Source organism: Actinomadura sp. B10D3, assembly GCF_039871695.1.
Classification (GTDB): domain Bacteria; phylum Actinomycetota; class Actinomycetes; order Streptosporangiales; family Streptosporangiaceae; genus Spirillospora; species Spirillospora madurae.
Genome location: NZ_JBDPLY010000036.1, coordinates 49672 through 65378, shown reverse-complemented (window position 1 = coordinate 65378; position 15707 = coordinate 49672). Strand labels below are relative to the sequence as shown.

Here is a 15707-nt window from a genome sequence, read left to right as displayed (position 1 = left end):
AATCCGTCATACGCGGGGCCTCCGGCCGAGACACTGGCCGCGGGGATCGGAGATGAGAATCTCACGAAGGGAGCGGGGGTTGGGGTACACGGCACTGGGCGCGTGGGTCCTCGCCGCCACCGGCGGCGGCCGATTATTGGTCATCTGGATGGCCCGCGGGGGTCCGTCGACGAAGGTGACGCGCTTTCCGGTACTGGTCGTGGCGGGGCATCCGCTCGCGGCCCTCGCCGGGCTGGTCCTCTGGATCGCCTACCTGGCCACCGGAAGCGCCGCCTGGGCCTGGGCGGCCTTCGGGACGCTGCTCGTCGTCATCCTCCAGGGGTTCCTGATGTTCACCCGCTGGCTCGTCGGACGCGGCGGCCGGCACGCCCGCGGCACGGACCAGGCGTTCCCCGCGACGGCGGTGATCACCCACGGCACGGCCGCGGTCGCGACGTTCGTCCTGGTGTTCCTGACCGCGATGGAGGCGACCCGCGCGTGAGCGGCGGGCTCACGCACCCCGCTTGAGGACGAGCAGCGCCCGGTCGCCGACCGGGACGGTGTCGCGGGCCTTCAGCCGGGGGCGCTCGCCGACGGTGCCGGGCTCGGCGGTGTCGAGCACGAACTCCCAGCGCTCGCCGTACTCGGCGCCGGGGAGCGTGAACTCGACCGGCTCCGACCCGGCGTTCACCAGCAGGAGGAACGAGTCGTCGCGGACGCGCCGGCCCCGCGGATCGGGCTCGGTGATGGCGTCGCCGTTGAGGAACACGCCGAGCGACTTGGCGAACCCGACGTTCCAGTCCTGGTCGGTCATGCTCTCGCCGGCGGGGGTGAGCCAGGCGATGTCGGCCGCGGCGCCGGAGCCCCGGCCGGTGAAGAACCGGCGGCGCCGGAACACCGGGTGGTCGTGCCGAAGCCGCGACAGGATCCGGACGAACTCCATGTCGTCGGAGTCCTCCCAGCGCACCCACGCGAGCTCGTTGTCCTGGCAGTAGGCGTTGTTGTTGCCCATCTGGGTGCGGCCCAGCTCGTCCCCGTGCGAGAGCATCGGCACGCCCTGCGAGAGGAACAGCGTGGCGAGGAAGTTGCGGCGCTGCCGGGCGCGCAGGTCGAGGACGGCGGGGTCGCGGGTGGGGCCCTCTACCCCGCAGTTCCAGGAGCGGTTGTCGTCGGTGCCGTCCCGGTTGCCCTCGCCGTTGGCCTCGTTGTGCTTGTCGTTGTAGGAGACCAGGTCGGTCAGCGTGAACCCGTCGTGGCACGTGACGAAGTTGATGGACGCGAACGGGCGCCGCGCGCTGTGCTCGTACAGGTCGGAGGAGCCGGTGAGGCGGGACGCGAACTCCGGCATGGTCGCGTACGAGCCGCGCCAGAAGTCGCGGACGGTGTCGCGGTACTTGCCGTTCCACTCCGTCCACAGCGGCGGGAAGTTGCCGACCTGGTAGCCGCCCTCCCCGACGTCCCACGGCTCGGCGATCAGCTTCACCTGCGACACGACCGGGTCCTGCTGGACGAGGTCGAAGAACGCGGCGAGCCGGTCGACGTCGTGCAGCTCGCGGGCGAGCGCGGAGGCGAGGTCGAAGCGGAACCCGTCGACGTGCATGTCCAGGATCCAGTAACGCAGCGAGTCCATGATGAGCTGCAGCGCGTGCGGGTTCCGGACGTTCAGCGAGTTGCCGCAGCCGGTGTAGTCGAGGTGGTAGCGCTTGTCGTCGTCCCGGAGCCGGTAGTACGAGGCGTTGTCGATGCCGCGGAACGACAGCGTCGGCCCGAGGTGGTCGCCCTCGGCGGTGTGGTTGTAGACCACGTCCAGGATGACCTCGATGCCCGCCTCGTGCAGGGCGCGGACCATCGCCTTGAACTCCAGCACCTGCTCCCCGTACTGCCCGGACGAGCTGTAGGAGTTGTGCGGCGCGAAGAACCCGATCGTGTTGTAGCCCCAGTAGTTGTCCAGCCCGCGCGCCACCAGCGCGTGCTCGGGGACCGACTGGTGCACCGGCATGAGCTCGACCGCCGTCACGCCGAGGTCGAGCAGGTGGTCGACCATCACCGGGTGGGCGAGGCCCGCGTACGTCCCGCGCTGCTCCTCCGGGATGCCGGGATGCAGCTTCGTCAGCCCCTTGACGTGCGCCTCGTAGATGACGCTCTCGTGGTAGGGGACGCGGGGCGCGCGGTCGTCCGCCCAGTCGAAGAACGGGTTCACCACCACGTTCTTCGGCATGTAGGGGGCGCTGTCGTCCTCGTTCAGCGCGTCGGGGTCGGCGAACCGGTAGGAGAACAGCGACTCGTGCCAGCGGACGTCGCCCTCCACCGCCTTGCCGTACGGGTCGAGCAGCAGCTTGGACGGGTTGCACCGGTGCCCCTCGCGCGGGGCGAACGGCCCGTGCACCCGGTACCCGTACCGCTGCCCGGGGCCGACGCCGGGCAGGTAGCCGTGCCAGACGAACCCGTCCACCTCGGGCAGGTCACGCCGCGTCTCCCGTCCAGCGTCGTCGAACAGGCACAGCTCGACCCGGCCGGCCACCTCCGAGAACAGCGCGAAGTTCGTGCCCGTGCCGTCCCAGGTGGCGCCCAGCGGATAGGGGTCCCCGGGCCACACCTCCCGCATAGCGTGCTCTCCCCCTCGGGGCCGGTTGGTCCTGGCCCGTCGATTGTTGCGTACCCACCGTCCTCCAGCCCCCACCCATCCACCAATCAACGGAGGGCTTCGCCCGATGCCTTCTGCAGCCCCCACCCATCCACCAATCAACGGAGGGCTTCGCCCGATGCCTTCTGCAACCCTCACCCAACCACCCACCTACCACGCGCGGGCCGGACATCAGCGTGTCACGGGCAGGCCCGGCGGGGGAGGCGCCAGACGATCTCCTCGTCGCTGGTCTCCCCGGTGGGGCGCATGCCGATCTTGGACGCGACCGCCTCCGACGCCCGGTTCTCGGGGTGGATGGTGGCGACGACGTCCTGGATCCCGTGCGCCGCCAGCCAGTCCAGCAGCGCGCGGGCGGCCTCGGTCGCGAACCCGAACCCCTGGTAGGGCATGCCGATCACCCAGGCGACCGAGACGCGGTGCCGCGGCGGACCGGGCGTGACCGTCGAGCCGGCGTCCGGCGGCGCCACCGTGAACCCCGGCGGTGCGGGGGCGACCGTCGCCTGGACGTAGCCGACGGCCTGCCCGTCCCGGGCGCGCCGCACGATCCAGTTCAGCCAGGACTCCTGGTGGAACGGCGCCGAACCCGCGACCAGGTGCGCGTAGCGGGCGCGCAGCTCGTCCCGCGTGAGCGGCTCGCCGCCGGTGTAGGCGTGCAGCCGCCGGTCGGCGAGGACCGGGGCCATCTCGTCCGCATGGTGGACCGCCAGCGGCTCCAGGACGAGGCGCTGGGTCCGGATGGTCGCGGCGATCGGCCCGTACACCCGCCGATCGTATGCCCGCCGCGGGGCGCCGGTCCGGAGGCGCCGCCGGTCAGAGCCACCCGTCGGCGCGCCGGCCGGCGAGCCGCCGCGTCCAGGCGCCGGCCGGGTGCTGCTTCGGGTCGAGCCACAGCCAGGGCTGCGCGTGCCGGAACGGCAGGTCGGTGCCGGGCTGCCACGGGAACAGGCCCTCCCGGTTCGGCCACACGACCTGCAGGATCGGCAGCGGGGGGCGCCGGTAGAACGTCACGGCGCCGGCGAACAGCCCGCCGTACCAGTGCGGGTCGGCGTCCCGGAAGGCGGCCTGCTGGCCCCGCACGACGCCGTCGCGGCGCTCGCCGTCCACCGGAACCCGGCCCTCGGCGGCCTGCCGGCCGAGGGCGTTGAGGATCTCCTCGGTCTCGTACACGTCGCCGCCGAACATCGCCAGCTCGGGCGCCCGGTGGCTGTGCCACAGCCCCACCGTGTACGCCCATCCGGGGCCGTCGTCGTCGGCGTGGACGAGGACGACGCTCCACCCGTACTGCGTGATGTGCACGATCGTGCGGAGCTGGAAGTTGTCCAGGCGACCGCGGTCACCGTAGTCACGGCAGATGACGCACGTGCACGGGGGATGCTCGCCGGACATGACCCTCAGTTTACGATCAATCGACCCTGGGCGAGCGCGCGTGTCCCCTTCCCCGGGACTCCCGCCCGGCGGATCCCGGTGCCCGGCGGGCGCGGATCGTTCGGGGCGGGCGCGGATTCTGGCATCATCGGGACCACCGACCTGTCACCACGGCACCGTTCCGGGAAGGGCACGCATGCCACGTCGTCCGGGGTTCGCCGCCGAGCGCCGCCAGCGGCTGCTGGAGATCGTCCGCGCGAACGGCGCGGTCTCCATGCGCGATCTGGCGGCGTCGCTGGAGGCGTCCGAGGCGACCGTGCGCCGCGACATCCGCGCCCTGGAGGCGGAGGGGCTGCTCGACCGCCGGCACGGCGGGGCGATGGCGCCGGGCGGGCTGTCGCGCGAGCCGACCTACCAGCAGAAGGCCAAGGTGGCGGCCGAGGAGAAGGCGGCGATCGCGCGCCTCGCGTCCGACCTCATCGAGGAGGGCGACGCGGTGGTGATCGGCGCGGGGACGACCACCCGGGAGCTGGCCCGCGAGCTGGTCGGCTTCGACTCGCTGACGGTCGTCACCAACTCGCTGCTCGTGGCCCAGGTGCTCGCCGAGGCGCGCGGCGTCGAGGTGGTGATGACGGGCGGGTCCCTGCGGGGCGCCATCCACGCGCTCGTGGGCGGGGCGGCCGAGCAGACGCTGGCCAGCCTGCGGGTCCGCCGGGCGTTCATCTCGGGGAACGGGCTGACCACCGAGCGGGGCCTGTCCACGCCGAACATGCTGGTCGCGGGCGTCGACCGCGCGCTGGCGCACGCCGCCCAGGAGGTGGTCGCCCTGGTCGACCACACGAAGGTGGGCGTCGACACGATGTTCCAGACGGTGCCCACCGACGAGATCGCGTTCCTGGTGACCGACGGCAGGGCGCCCCAGTCGGAGCTGAGCGAGTTCGAGAACGCGGGGGTCGACGTCTGGGTCGCCCCGGTCCGTTCCGACTCCGCCGAGTCCTAGGACGGGGCGGCACGCTCAGGCGCCCCGTGCGGCACCGCCCGACGGGGTCACCCGGTGGATGCGCGGTGACGGCATCTCCTGCGCGGCGTAGGCGGCCTCGATCCCGGCGCGGACGGCGGCGACCCGCTCGGCAGGGCAGAGCAGCAGCACGGAGCCGCCGAAGCCGCCGCCGATCATCCGTCCGCCGTGCGCGCCGGCGTCCACGCCCGCGGCCACGGTGAGGTCGGCCTCCGGCCAGGAGACCTCGTAGTCGTCCCGCAGTGACGCGTGGGACGCGGTGAGCAGCGCGCCGAGTTCCGCGCCGGGCCCGCGTCCCGGCGTCGCGGCGGCGGCCTCAAGCAGCCGGGCGGCCGACGCCACCCGCTCGTTCTCGGTCACGACGTGGCGGACCCGCCGGCGGAGCACCGGATCGTGCAGCCTCCGGAGGGCCGGGTCCAGGTCCGCGACGTCCCGGAGCGAGGCGACGCCGAGAAGTTCGGCGGCCCGCTCGCACTGCCCGCGCCTGGTGGCGTACTCGCCGCCGGTGAGGGCGTGTTCGGCGCGGGTGTCCACGACCAGCGCCGCCAGGCCCTCGAACGGGAGCGGCACCTGCTCGGTCTCGCCGCTGCGGCAGTCCAGCAGCAGGGCGTGCCCCGCGACGGCCAGCAGCGAGGCCGACTGGTCCATGAGCCCGCAGGGGACTCCGACGAAGAGGTTCTCGGCCCGCTGGGCGAACCGCGCGAGTTCTGTCCGGGAGAAGGTGACGCCGTAGAGGTCGCACAGCGCCAGTGCGGTCGCGCATTCGAGCGCTGCCGACGAGGAGAGCCCCGCACCGCGCGGCAGGTCGGCGTCCACCAGCAGGGACGCGCCGTCCACGCCGTGCTCGCGGAGCGCCCACGCGACCCCGGCGGGGTAGGCGGCCCAGCCGGGGACGCCGCGCGGCGCCAGGTCCTTCACCGGCACGGTCACCTCGTCGCCCGGCGCCTGGCGCGACCGGAGCTCCAGCATGCCGTCGTCCCGGCGGGCACCCGCGACCGTCACCCCGAGCCCGATGGCGAAGGGGAGCACCAGGCCGTCGTTGTAGTCGGTGTGCTCGCCGATCAGGTTCACCCGGCCGGGCGCGCGCCAGACCGCGGTGGGTGCCCGGCCGTAGGCGGCGGCGAACTCGTCCTCGATCGACACGGCGGCTCCTCGCTGACAGGCTGCTGACGCAATCCTGGCAGAATCAATCAATAACTGTCACTTACGAACATCGAGGATCGGGTGAGCGGACCGGGCTTCGCCGCGGCGCGCAGGCGGCACATCCTTGAGCTCGTCCAGCGCAACGGCTGGATGGCGCTGCGCGACCTGGCCACCGCGGTCGGCGGCTCGGACGTGACCGTGCGCCGGGATCTGCGGGTGCTGGCGGAGCAGGGCCTGCTCGTCCGGGCCCGCGGCGGCGCGTTCCCGCCCGGAACGCTGGCGTACGAGCCCTCCTACGGCGAGAAGGCGCGGGTGGCCGGCGCCGAGAAGGAGGGCATCGCGGTGGCCGCGGCGGGCATGGTCGAGGACGGCGACACGCTGGTGCTCGGCGCCGGCACCACCACCGAGCGGCTCGCCGCGCACCTGGTGGCCCGGCGCGGGCTGACCGTGGTGACCAACTCGCTCGCGGTCGCGCACACGCTGGCCAGGGCGCCCGACGTGGAGGTCCTGCTGACCGGGGGAGTGCTGCGCGGGTCCATCCGCGCGCTCGTGGGCGGGGCGGCCGAGCAGTCGCTGGCGGGCCTGCGGGCGCGGGTCGCGTTCCTGTCGGGGAACGGGCTGACGGCCGAGCGCGGCCTCTCCACGCCGAACATGGAGGTCGCGATGGTGGACCGCGCGCTCGCCCGCGCCGCCGCCGAGGTGGTGGTGCTCGCGGACGCGACGAAGGTCGGGGTCGAGGCGGTGTACCAGACCGTGCCGCCCGGCCTGATGAGCGCCCTCGTCAGCGACGCCCCCGTGGGCGGTGCCGAGTTGGCCGCCCTCGCCATCGTCGGGGTCCGGGTGACCGCCGTCCACGGTTGACCGTTCCCGGTTGCACGGATGTCGTTACCTGAGCGATATTGACAGAATCTGATCGGCGGTGGCTGAATGACGGCACCACCCCGGTTCGCGAAAGGACCACGATCATGGTCAAGCCCCCCAGGCCCGGCGCCTCGCTGAGGTCCGCCATCGCGGTCTGCGCCGCCGTGACGCTCGCCGTGTCGGGCTGCGCCAAGTCCGAGGACGACGCGGGGTCCGCCGGCGGCCAGGACGCCGAGGGCCGGCAGCAGGTCGTCCAGTCCTCCGCGGCCGCCGGGCCGACCTGCACCCTGGGCAAGTTCGGGGGCGAGAAGTTCGACCCCAAGAGCGCGGTGATCGGCTTCTCCCAGTCGGAGAAGGAGGCCAACCCCTTCCGCATCGCCGAGACCGGCTCGATCAAGTCCGAGGCCAAGAAGACCGGCGTGTCCAAGCTGCGCAGTACCAACGCCCAGTCGCAGTTCGGCAAGCAGATCAGCGACGTCCAGCAGCTCATCGCCCAGGGCGCCAAGGCGCTGGTCATCGCCCCGCTCAACTCCGACGGCTGGGAGCCGGTGCTGCAGCAGGCCACGGCCAAGAAGATCCCCATCATCACCGTCGACCGGCAGATCAACGCGACCGCCTGCAAGGACTACGTGACCTTCATCGGCTCGGACTTCGTCGCGCAGGGCAGGCGGGCCGCCGACCAGATGATCAAGGCGCTGGACGGCAAGGGCAAGGTGGCGATCCTGCTCGGCGCGGCCGGCAACAACGTCACCACCGAGCGCACCAAGGGGTTCAAGGACCAGATCAAGGCCAAGGCGCCCGGGATCCAGGTCACGTTCGAGCAGACCGGCGAGTTCGCCCGGGAGAAGGGCCAGCAGGTCACCGAGCAGCTCGTGCAGAGCCACCCCGACATCGACGCCATCTACGCCGAGAACGACGAGATGGCGCTCGGCGCCGTCACCGCGTTGAAGGGCGCCGGCAAGAAGCCCGGCGACGTCAAGATCGTCTCGGTGGACGGCACGCGCGCCGCGGTGCAGGGCATCGTGGACGGCTGGATCCACGCCGTCATCGAGTCCAACCCGAGGTTCGGCCCGCTGGCCTTCCAGACGCTCCAGAAGTTCCTCGACGGCGGCGAGATCCCGCAGAAGGTCGTGATCGAGGACCGCGAGTACGACTCCTCCAACGCCAAGGAGGCCCTGTCGTACGCCTACTGATCCGGACCCGGCGTTCCGGACGCCGCATGACCCTGTTTCCCCGCCTCTGACCGGGCGGCGGGCGCCTACCTACCCCGTGGCAGCCCGCCGCCCTCCAGAGGTCTCCGCCGGGAGTGGCCCGTGTCCCCACCCAAGTCCGCCCCCCACGACGTGCCGCTGATCGAGGCGGCCGGGATCGTCAAGCGCTTCCCCGGGGTGCTCGCGCTGGACGACGTCTCCTTCAGCCTGCGCCCCGGGGAGGCGCACGCGCTGGTCGGGGAGAACGGCGCCGGCAAGTCCACGCTGCTGAAGGTGCTGACCGGCGTGCACCGCCCCGACACCGGTGGGCTCCGCATCCAGGGCGAGCCGGTCTCCTTCGCCGGGCCCCTCGACGCCCAGCGCGCCGGCATCCAGGCCATCCACCAGGAGATCGGCCTCGTCCCCCTGATGAGCGTGGCGCGCAACCTGCTGCTCGGCCGCGAGCCCCGCAACCGCCTCCGCCTCATCGACACCCGCGCGCTGCACGAGCGCGCCGCGGAGATCCTCGCCCCCTACGGCGTCCGGATCGACGTCCGCCGCCCGCTGCGGTCCTACGGCGTCGGGACGCAGCAGATGGTCGCGCTCGCCAGGGCCGTGTCGGTGGACGCCCGCGTCGTGGTCATGGACGAGCCGACCAGCTCCCTCGAACCCCGCGAGGTGGAGACGCTCTTCGGCGTCATCCGGGGCCTGCAGGACCGGGGCATCGCGGTCGTCTACGTCAGCCACAGGCTGGACGAGCTGTTCCGCGTGTGCGACCGCGTCACCGTCCTGCGCGACGGCCGGATGGTGCACACCGGCATGCTCGCCGACCTGGACCGGCTCCGGCTGGTTTCGCTGATGCTCGGCCGGGACATGGCCGAGGTGCGCGCCGAGGGCCTCACGAAGTTCTCCGGAGACCACGAGCGCACCGACGACGTCCCGGTGCTGGAGGCGCGCGGGCTGACCCGCCGCCACCAGCTGCACGACGTGTCGGTGACCGTCCGCCCCGGCGAGGTCGTCGGGCTCGGCGGCCTGCTCGGGTCGGGGCGCAGCGAGACGGCCAGGGCGATCGCCGGGGCGCTGCCCCTGGACGCGGGGACGGTCGTCGTCGCGGGCCGGTCCCTGCGGCGGCCCACCACCGCGAGCGCGAACAAGGCGGGCGTCGCGATGCTGCCCGAGGACCGCAAGGCCGAAGGGATCGTGCCCGGCCTGTCCATCCGCGAGAACATCGCGCTCGCCGCGCTGCCCGGCCTGTCGCGGGCGGGCATCGTCTCCGACGCCCGCATCGACCGCGTCGTCGACACGTTCATGAAGCGCCTGCGCATCAAGGCGTCCTCGGTGCACCAGCGGGTCGGCGAGCTGTCCGGCGGCAACCAGCAGAAGGTGCTGCTGGCCCGGTGGCTGGCCACCGAGCCGAAGGTGCTCCTGCTGGACGAGCCGACGCGCGGCATCGACGTCGGCGCCAAGGCGGAGGTGCAGACCCTGATCGACGAGCTGGCCCGCGAGGGGCTCGGCGTCCTGCTGATCTCCTCCGACCTGGAGGAGCTCGTCGAGGGGGCCGACCGGGTGGTCGTCCTGCGCGACGGCGCGGTCGCCGGGGAGCTCACCGGCGACCAGGTGAGCGAGCAGGGCGTCATGGCGGCCATCGCCGCCGAGCCGGGCCCCGGGACGACCGCGGACGCGGCGCCGCAGGAGGACGGGCCGGCGGCGACCGGAAAGGACGAGGACTGACATGGCCCAGGTGACGGCCTCCCCCTGGCAGGGGCTCGACCGCGCCCGCGCGCTGACGTGGCTGCAGGACTACGGCGTCTACCTCGCCGTCGCGGTGCTGCTGCTGTTCAACGCCTTCTTCACCCCGCACTTCCTGGAGGTGGACAACTTCCGGAACCAGCTCGTCCAGGTGACGCCGGTCCTGATCGTCTCGCTCGGAATGGCGCTGGTGATCGGCACCGAGGGCATCGACCTGTCGGTGGGCTCGGTGATGTCGCTGGCCGCGGCCATGATCGCCCTGTACCTCGGGTACGGCCTGGTCCCCGCGGTGCTGATGGCGCTGCTGGCCGGCGCGCTCAGCGGGCTGGCGGGCGGCTCGCTGGTCGCGTTCGTCGGGGTGCAGCCGATCGTGGCGACGCTGGCGCTGCTGGTCGGGCTGCGCGGGCTGGCCAACGTCTTCGTCCCGCAACTGGAGGACTTCCGCGACCCCGCCCTGCTGTCGCTCGGCGGCGACGCCGTGCTCGGCGTCCCGTACGTCGTGCTCGTCGCGGCGGCCGTCGTCGCGCTGGTCGGGTTCCTCGTCCGCCGCACCACCTTCGGGCGGCGGCTGGTGGCGATCGGCGGGAACCGGCGGGCCAGCGAGCTGTCCGGGCTGCCGGTCAAACGCGTCCTGCTGCTCGTCTACATGCTGTCGGGCGTCCTCGCGGTGATCGCCGGGGTGCTGTCCACGGCGCGGATCCAGGCGGCCGACCCGACCTCGCTCGGCCTGCTGATGGAGCTGTCGGCCATCACCGCGGTCGTCGTCGGCGGCACCCCGCTCACCGGCGGGCGGGTGCGGGTGGCGGGCACCGTGATGGGCGCGCTGCTCATGCAGCTGCTCACCTCGACGCTGACCAAGCACGACCTGCCCTCGTCCGGGACGCAGATGGTGCAGGCCGCCATCATCCTCGTCGCCGTCTACGCGGCCAGGGAACGGATGACCCGATGACACCGCTCACCACCGTCGGCCGGCCCGCCGCCGAGCCGGAGCCGGGAGCCGCCGCCGCGCGCGGCGAGCAGGCCGGGCGCGTGCTGCAGCAATACGGCGCGCCGATCGTGCTGCTCCTCGTCGCGGCCGTGGGCGCCGTCGTCTTCGACGGCTTCGCGTCGGGGGCGAACCTCGCCAACCTCGCCGCCTCCTCGTCCTTCCTGGCGATCATCGCCGTCGGCATGACGTTCGTCATCATCAGCGGCGGCATCGACCTGTCCGTCGGCTCGCAGTTCGCGCTGGGCGGGGTCCTCGCCGCGTGGGCGTCCCAGTACGGATGGGCCGCGGCCCTCGCGCTCCCGCTCGCGGTGTGCGGCGCCATCGGCCTCGCGCAGGGCGCGATCATCGCGCGCACCGGGATGGCGCCGTTCATCGTCACGCTCGCCGGCCTGCTCGGCGCGCGGGGGCTGATGCTCGCCATCTCCAACGAGGGCGCCGAGACCTACCTCGTGGAGAGCGACGCCTTCGCGAAGCTCGGGCAGGGCACCTTTCTCGGGCTGTCCTATCCCGTCTACATCACGCTGGCGCTGTTCGTCCTCGGCGGCCTCGCGCTCCAGCGCGGACGCTTCGGGCAGCGCGTGTACGCCGTCGGCGGCAGCGAGGACGCGGCCCGGCTCATGGGCGTGCCCGTCGCCCGCACCAAGATCCAGGTCTATCTCCTGACGGGCCTGCTCGCCGGGCTCGCGGGCGCGCTGAACGCCGCCCGGCTGTCCTCCGGCGTCACGATCCTCGGCGCCGGCATGGAGCTGGACGTGATCGCCGGCGTGGTCATCGGCGGCACGCTTCTCACCGGCGGCGCCGGAGCGCTGTCCGGGACCCTGGCCGGGGTGCTCCTGCTCGGCGTCATCCAGAACATCATCAATCAGATCGGAAGCCTCACCTCGGCCTACCAGCAGGTGGTCAGCGGCACGTTCCTCGCCGTCGTCGTGGTCGTGCAGCGCTACCTGAGCCGCGTGCAAAGGCTCACATGACGGTCTCCGAGACCGGGGGCGGCACCCTGGACCACCGGAACTCGCTCCGCACGTCGGTCCGGCTGGCCGACGACCGGGAGCTCATCTACTTCGACGACGAACCGGGCCACGACCGCACGGCGCCCGACCTGCGCCCGCTGCCCCCGCTGCAACCCCGGTCCGAGCTGCGGCTCGACCCCGTCATGGGGGAGTGGGTGGTGATGGCGGCGCACCGGCAGGACCGCACGCATCTGCCCGCGCAGAGCGAATGCCCGCTCTGCCCGTCCACCGAGGGCCGGCGGAGCGAGATACCGGCCGCCGACTACCACGTGGTCACCTTCGAGAACCGCTTCCCCTCCCTCGGCGGCCCGCCCGCCGGCGGCCGGTGCGAGGTAGTGTGCTTCACCAGCGACCACGACTCCTCGTTCTCCCTGCTGCCGGACCGCCGCCTGGACACCGTCGCCCGCGCCTGGACGGACCGGACGGCCGAGCTGAACCGGCTCCCCGGCACCGAGTACGTCTTCGTCTTCGAGAACCGCGGCGTGGAGATCGGGACGACCCTGCACCATCCGCACGGGCAGATCTACGCCTACCCCTTCGTCCCGGCGGCGCCGGCGCGCGCCCTGGAGATGGCGCGCCGGCACCGGGCCGACCAGGGCTCCTGCCTCTTCTGCTCCATCGTGGCCGCGGAACGGGCCGGGGAACGGGTCGTGGCCCGGTCGGACCGCTTCGTCGCGTTCGTCCCCGAGGCGGCCCGCTGGCCCTACGAGGTCCACATCTACCCGTACGGGCACGTCGGCGGGCTCCCCGACCTGGACTCCGGCGAACGGTCCGAGCTGATGGCGCTCTACCGGGACGTCCTGCGCCGCTTCGACCGGCTCTTCGACGCCCCCGCGCCGTACATCGCGCACTTCCAGCAGGCCCCGGCCCGTGTGGACGCCGGACTGGCGCACCTGTCCGTCCGGGTCTTCACGCCCCGCCGCGCCGAGGGCAAGCTCAAGTACCTCGCGGCGAGCGAGTCGGGTGCGGGCGCGTTCATCAACGACGTCCTCCCGGAGGAGGCCGCCCGCCGCCTGCGCGCGGCCGGCTGAGCTCCGCACAACGAGAAGGAGGCGAGGAGCGGGCTCCTCGCCTCCTTCGGTCAGGCGCCGGTGCTACCTGCGGGGACTACTTGCCGGTCCCGGCGAGCTTCGCCACCTCCTCGGCCGACAGCGCCCGGTCGAACAGGCGCACCGAGTCGATCGCGCCGGGCCAGAAGTCGACGGCGTTGCCGCCGAACTTGGCCCGCCCGATCACGGTGTGGCCGGTGGAGGCGGTCCCGAGGCACGCCTCGGCCTCGCCGGCCTTCTGGCCGTTCACGTACAGCGTCAGCGCCCCGGTCGCCGCGTCGCGGACGCCCGTCAGGTGGTACCACTGCCCGGTCTGCGGCGCCGCGGGAGCCAGCGCCCGGACGCCGGCGAAGCTGAACGCGAACCGGTTGTCGGCTCCCGAGTACTGCAGGAAGAAGGCGCTGCTGCTCGGCCCGTCCTGGCTGACCGCGGTCGCGAACGAGCCGAGGCGGTCCAGCTTCACCCAGGCGGACACGCTGTAGCCGCCCTCGGTGTCGAGGATCGCGGCGCCTGTGTCGGCGAACTGGTCCGAGCCGTCGAACTGCAGGCCGGGGCCGTCGTGGCCGGTCGTCCACTGCGGCCCGCCGACGAGCGTGGCGTCGTGGTCCCCGACCTCGTCGGCGGTCGTGGTGCCGCTGCCCTCGCTGAACGGGTAGAAGCTCACGCCGGCGAGCCCGGGAGTGCCCGGAGGCTCACCGCCGCCGCCGGACGACGGCTTCGCCGCGATGACCGCCCGGTTGGCCGCGCGGACCTTGGCGGCGTCCATCTTCGGCACCTGCCGGTCGTAGGTGAAGAGGCCGTTGACCTCCTTCTCCACGTCGGTGATCTGCGTGTAGACCGACCCGGACAGGCCGCACTTGACGACGAGCGTGCGCACCCCGTCCTGCACCTCGGTGTAGCGGCGGGTCAGCGTCGCCGAGTCGGGCGTCATCTCGTAGGCGAAGCTGCCCGCGGGGTCGAACATGTGGCCGTCGACCTTGAGGCCGAGGCCGCCGTACTCGCCGGCGACGCTGGCGCGGGGGCCGCGCGGGACCGGCGGCGAGCCGGGCCCCACGTAGGTGTGGTCGTCATAGATGTCGCCCTCGCCGTTGTCCGGCAGCGAGTCGCAGCAGTTGACGCCGCTGTCGGCGTTGACGAGCCGGCTCGGGTCCCAGCCCTTGACCATGTCGGCGACCCGCTTGGGCTCGTACTCGCCCCAGCCCTCGTTGAACGGCACCCACATGACGACCGACGGGTGGGCGCCGTGCTGCCGCACCATGTCGCGCATCTCGGTCTCGAACTGCTGCTTGTCCGCCGCGGGCGGGTTGTGGCCGCCGAACATGGCGGGCATGTCCTGCCAGACGAGCAGCCCGAGCTTGTCGGCCCAGTAGAACCAGCGGTCCGGCTCGACCTTCATGTGCTTGCGGACCATGTTGAAGCCGAGCTTCTTGTGCTCGGCCAGGTCGAACTTCAGCGCCTCGTCGGTCGGGGCCGTGTAGACGCCGTCCGGCCAGTAGCCCTGGTCGAGGGTTCCGACCTGCGGGACGAACGTGCCGTTGAGCAGCATGCGGGTCTTGCCGTCGTCCCCCTTGCCGAGGCTGATCGAGCGCATCCCGAAGTAGGAGCCGACCTCGTCCACGACCCGGTGACCGTCCCGGAGCCGGATCTTCAGCGTGTAGAGGTACGGGTCGTCGGGCGTCCACAGGTGCGGGCGGGGGATGCGGAGCGAGAGTTCGTCGCCGGCCTTGCCCGTCACCCTGCCCACCGGCGTGCGCCCGGCGTACGCGACCGCCTCCACCGTCGCGCCGGACGCTCCGGGCGCGTGCGCGGTGAGGCGGAGCCTCTTGCCGGCCAGGTCCGGGGTCATCGCGAGGTCCTCGACGTGGCCCGCGGAGACCGGCTCCATCCACACGGTCTGCCAGATGCCGGACGCCGGGGTGTAGAAGATCCCGTCGCCGGGCTTGCGCTGCTTGCCGACGGCCTGGCGGCCGATGTCGGTGGGGTCCTCCACCCCGACGATCAGCTCCTGCGCGCCGCCGGGCTTGAGGGCGTCGGTGACGTCCGCGGAGAACGCGGTGTAGCCGCCGGTGTGCGCGGCCACCTGGCGCCCGTTCACGTACACCGTGGCCTTGTGGTCCACGGCGCCGAACCGAAGGATCAGCCGCTGCCCGCGCGCCCGCCAGTCGCGGGGGACGGTGAACGTCCGCCGGTACCACATGTGGTGGACGTCGCGGGCGATGCCGGAAAGGGCGGACTCCACCGGGTAGGGGACGAGGATCCGCTCGTCGAGGGTCTTGCCGACGGGGGGCTGCTCGCCCGCGGTGGCGCCGGCGAACTGCCAGACGCCGTTGAGGTTCTGCCACCGCTTCCGGGTGAGCTGGGGACGCGGGTAGTCGGGCAGGGCGTTGCGCGGACCGACCTCGTGGGTCCAGGGGGTGGTGAGCGGCGGCGTCTTCGGCTGCCAGCCGTCGGCGGACGCCGGAGGCAGCGCGACCGCGCTCGCGATGGCCGTGAAGAGCGCGATCAGCAGGGTGGGATGGCGACGCACATGCAACGGACAACTCCAATCCGTTCGAAGCCGTCGGGGGTCTTCGCCGACCAAGCATGAGCGGTTTAGAGCGAACTTGCAATAATATGATCGAATGTTTTCGAACCTGCTGGAGCGGCGCTCACCAGCGCGGGCACACGAAATCCCGCGCCGTCACACGCGGGGGCGAGGGGAGCAGGGATCT

The 15707-nt window shown here is 72.6% G+C and carries 13 protein-coding genes; 8 read left to right on the top strand and 5 right to left on the bottom strand.

Features of this window, described 5'->3' with window-relative positions; all coding sequences use genetic code 11:
* The first annotated feature begins 79 nt into the window (after positions 1-79).
* The gene (locus ABGB11_RS37025; protein ID WP_347640158.1) at positions 80-481 is read left to right on the top strand and encodes a hypothetical protein; all 402 of its coding nucleotides are present in this window, start codon (positions 80-82) and stop codon (positions 479-481) included.
* A 9-nt stretch (positions 482-490) separates the two neighbouring features.
* On the opposite strand, the gene glgX is transcribed toward ABGB11_RS37025, so the two are convergent.
* The 3 genes from glgX to ABGB11_RS37010 all read right to left on the bottom strand — a co-directional run bounded on the left by glgX (position 491) and on the right by ABGB11_RS37010 (position 4009).
* Positions 491-2584 carry a glycogen debranching protein GlgX gene (gene glgX, locus ABGB11_RS37020; protein WP_347640157.1) on the bottom strand — a complete coding sequence of 698 codons (2094 nt, stop codon included), beginning with the start codon at positions 2582-2584 and terminating at the stop codon, positions 491-493.
* Between the two features lie 218 nt (positions 2585-2802).
* Entirely contained in the window at positions 2803-3384 is a 582-nt protein-coding gene (locus ABGB11_RS37015) for a GNAT family N-acetyltransferase (RefSeq protein ID WP_347640156.1), read from the bottom strand.
* 49 nt (positions 3385-3433) lie between these two features.
* Positions 3434-4009 (bottom strand): DUF4262 domain-containing protein, encoded by a 576-nt coding sequence (locus ABGB11_RS37010; RefSeq protein WP_347640155.1) that lies wholly within the window; start codon positions 4007-4009, stop codon positions 3434-3436.
* 175 nt (positions 4010-4184) lie between these two features.
* On the opposite strand from ABGB11_RS37010, the gene ABGB11_RS37005 reads away from it, so the two are divergent.
* On the top strand, positions 4185-4988 hold the full coding sequence (locus ABGB11_RS37005; RefSeq protein ID WP_347640154.1) for a DeoR/GlpR family DNA-binding transcription regulator: 804 nt from the start codon (positions 4185-4187) through the stop codon (positions 4986-4988).
* 15 nt (positions 4989-5003) lie between these two features.
* Here the strand turns inward: ABGB11_RS37005 and galK are convergent, their stop codons facing one another.
* Entirely contained in the window at positions 5004-6149 is a 1146-nt protein-coding gene (gene galK / locus ABGB11_RS37000; RefSeq protein ID WP_347640153.1) for a galactokinase, read from the bottom strand.
* Between the two features lie 81 nt (positions 6150-6230).
* Between galK and ABGB11_RS36995 the strand changes: the two genes are divergently transcribed.
* The 6 genes from ABGB11_RS36995 to galT all read left to right on the top strand — a co-directional run bounded on the left by ABGB11_RS36995 (position 6231) and on the right by galT (position 12978).
* Positions 6231-7010 (top strand): DeoR/GlpR family DNA-binding transcription regulator, encoded by a 780-nt coding sequence (locus tag ABGB11_RS36995; protein ID WP_347640152.1) that lies wholly within the window; start codon positions 6231-6233, stop codon positions 7008-7010.
* A gap of 104 nt (positions 7011-7114) precedes the next feature.
* The gene (locus ABGB11_RS36990; protein ID WP_347640151.1) at positions 7115-8203 is read left to right on the top strand and encodes an ABC transporter substrate-binding protein; all 1089 of its coding nucleotides are present in this window, start codon (positions 7115-7117) and stop codon (positions 8201-8203) included.
* A gap of 120 nt (positions 8204-8323) precedes the next feature.
* Positions 8324-9931 (top strand): sugar ABC transporter ATP-binding protein, encoded by a 1608-nt coding sequence (locus ABGB11_RS36985; RefSeq protein WP_347640150.1) that lies wholly within the window; start codon positions 8324-8326, stop codon positions 9929-9931.
* A gap of 1 nt (position 9932) precedes the next feature.
* Positions 9933-10898 (top strand): ABC transporter permease, encoded by a 966-nt coding sequence (locus ABGB11_RS36980; RefSeq protein ID WP_347640149.1) that lies wholly within the window; start codon positions 9933-9935, stop codon positions 10896-10898.
* Entirely contained in the window at positions 10895-11908 is a 1014-nt protein-coding gene (locus ABGB11_RS36975; protein WP_347640148.1) for an ABC transporter permease, read from the top strand. The genes ABGB11_RS36980 and ABGB11_RS36975 overlap by 4 nt, the downstream gene beginning before the upstream one ends.
* Entirely contained in the window at positions 11905-12978 is a 1074-nt protein-coding gene (gene galT, locus ABGB11_RS36970) for a galactose-1-phosphate uridylyltransferase (protein WP_347640147.1), read from the top strand. The genes ABGB11_RS36975 and galT overlap by 4 nt, the downstream gene beginning before the upstream one ends.
* Before the next feature lie 76 nt (positions 12979-13054).
* Here galT and ABGB11_RS36965 read toward each other — a convergent pair whose 3' ends face one another.
* Positions 13055-15523: a LamG-like jellyroll fold domain-containing protein gene (locus tag ABGB11_RS36965; protein ID WP_347640182.1), complete on the bottom strand. Its 2469-nt coding sequence runs from the start codon at positions 15521-15523 to the stop codon at positions 13055-13057.
* Between the last annotated feature and the right edge of the window lie 184 nt (positions 15524-15707).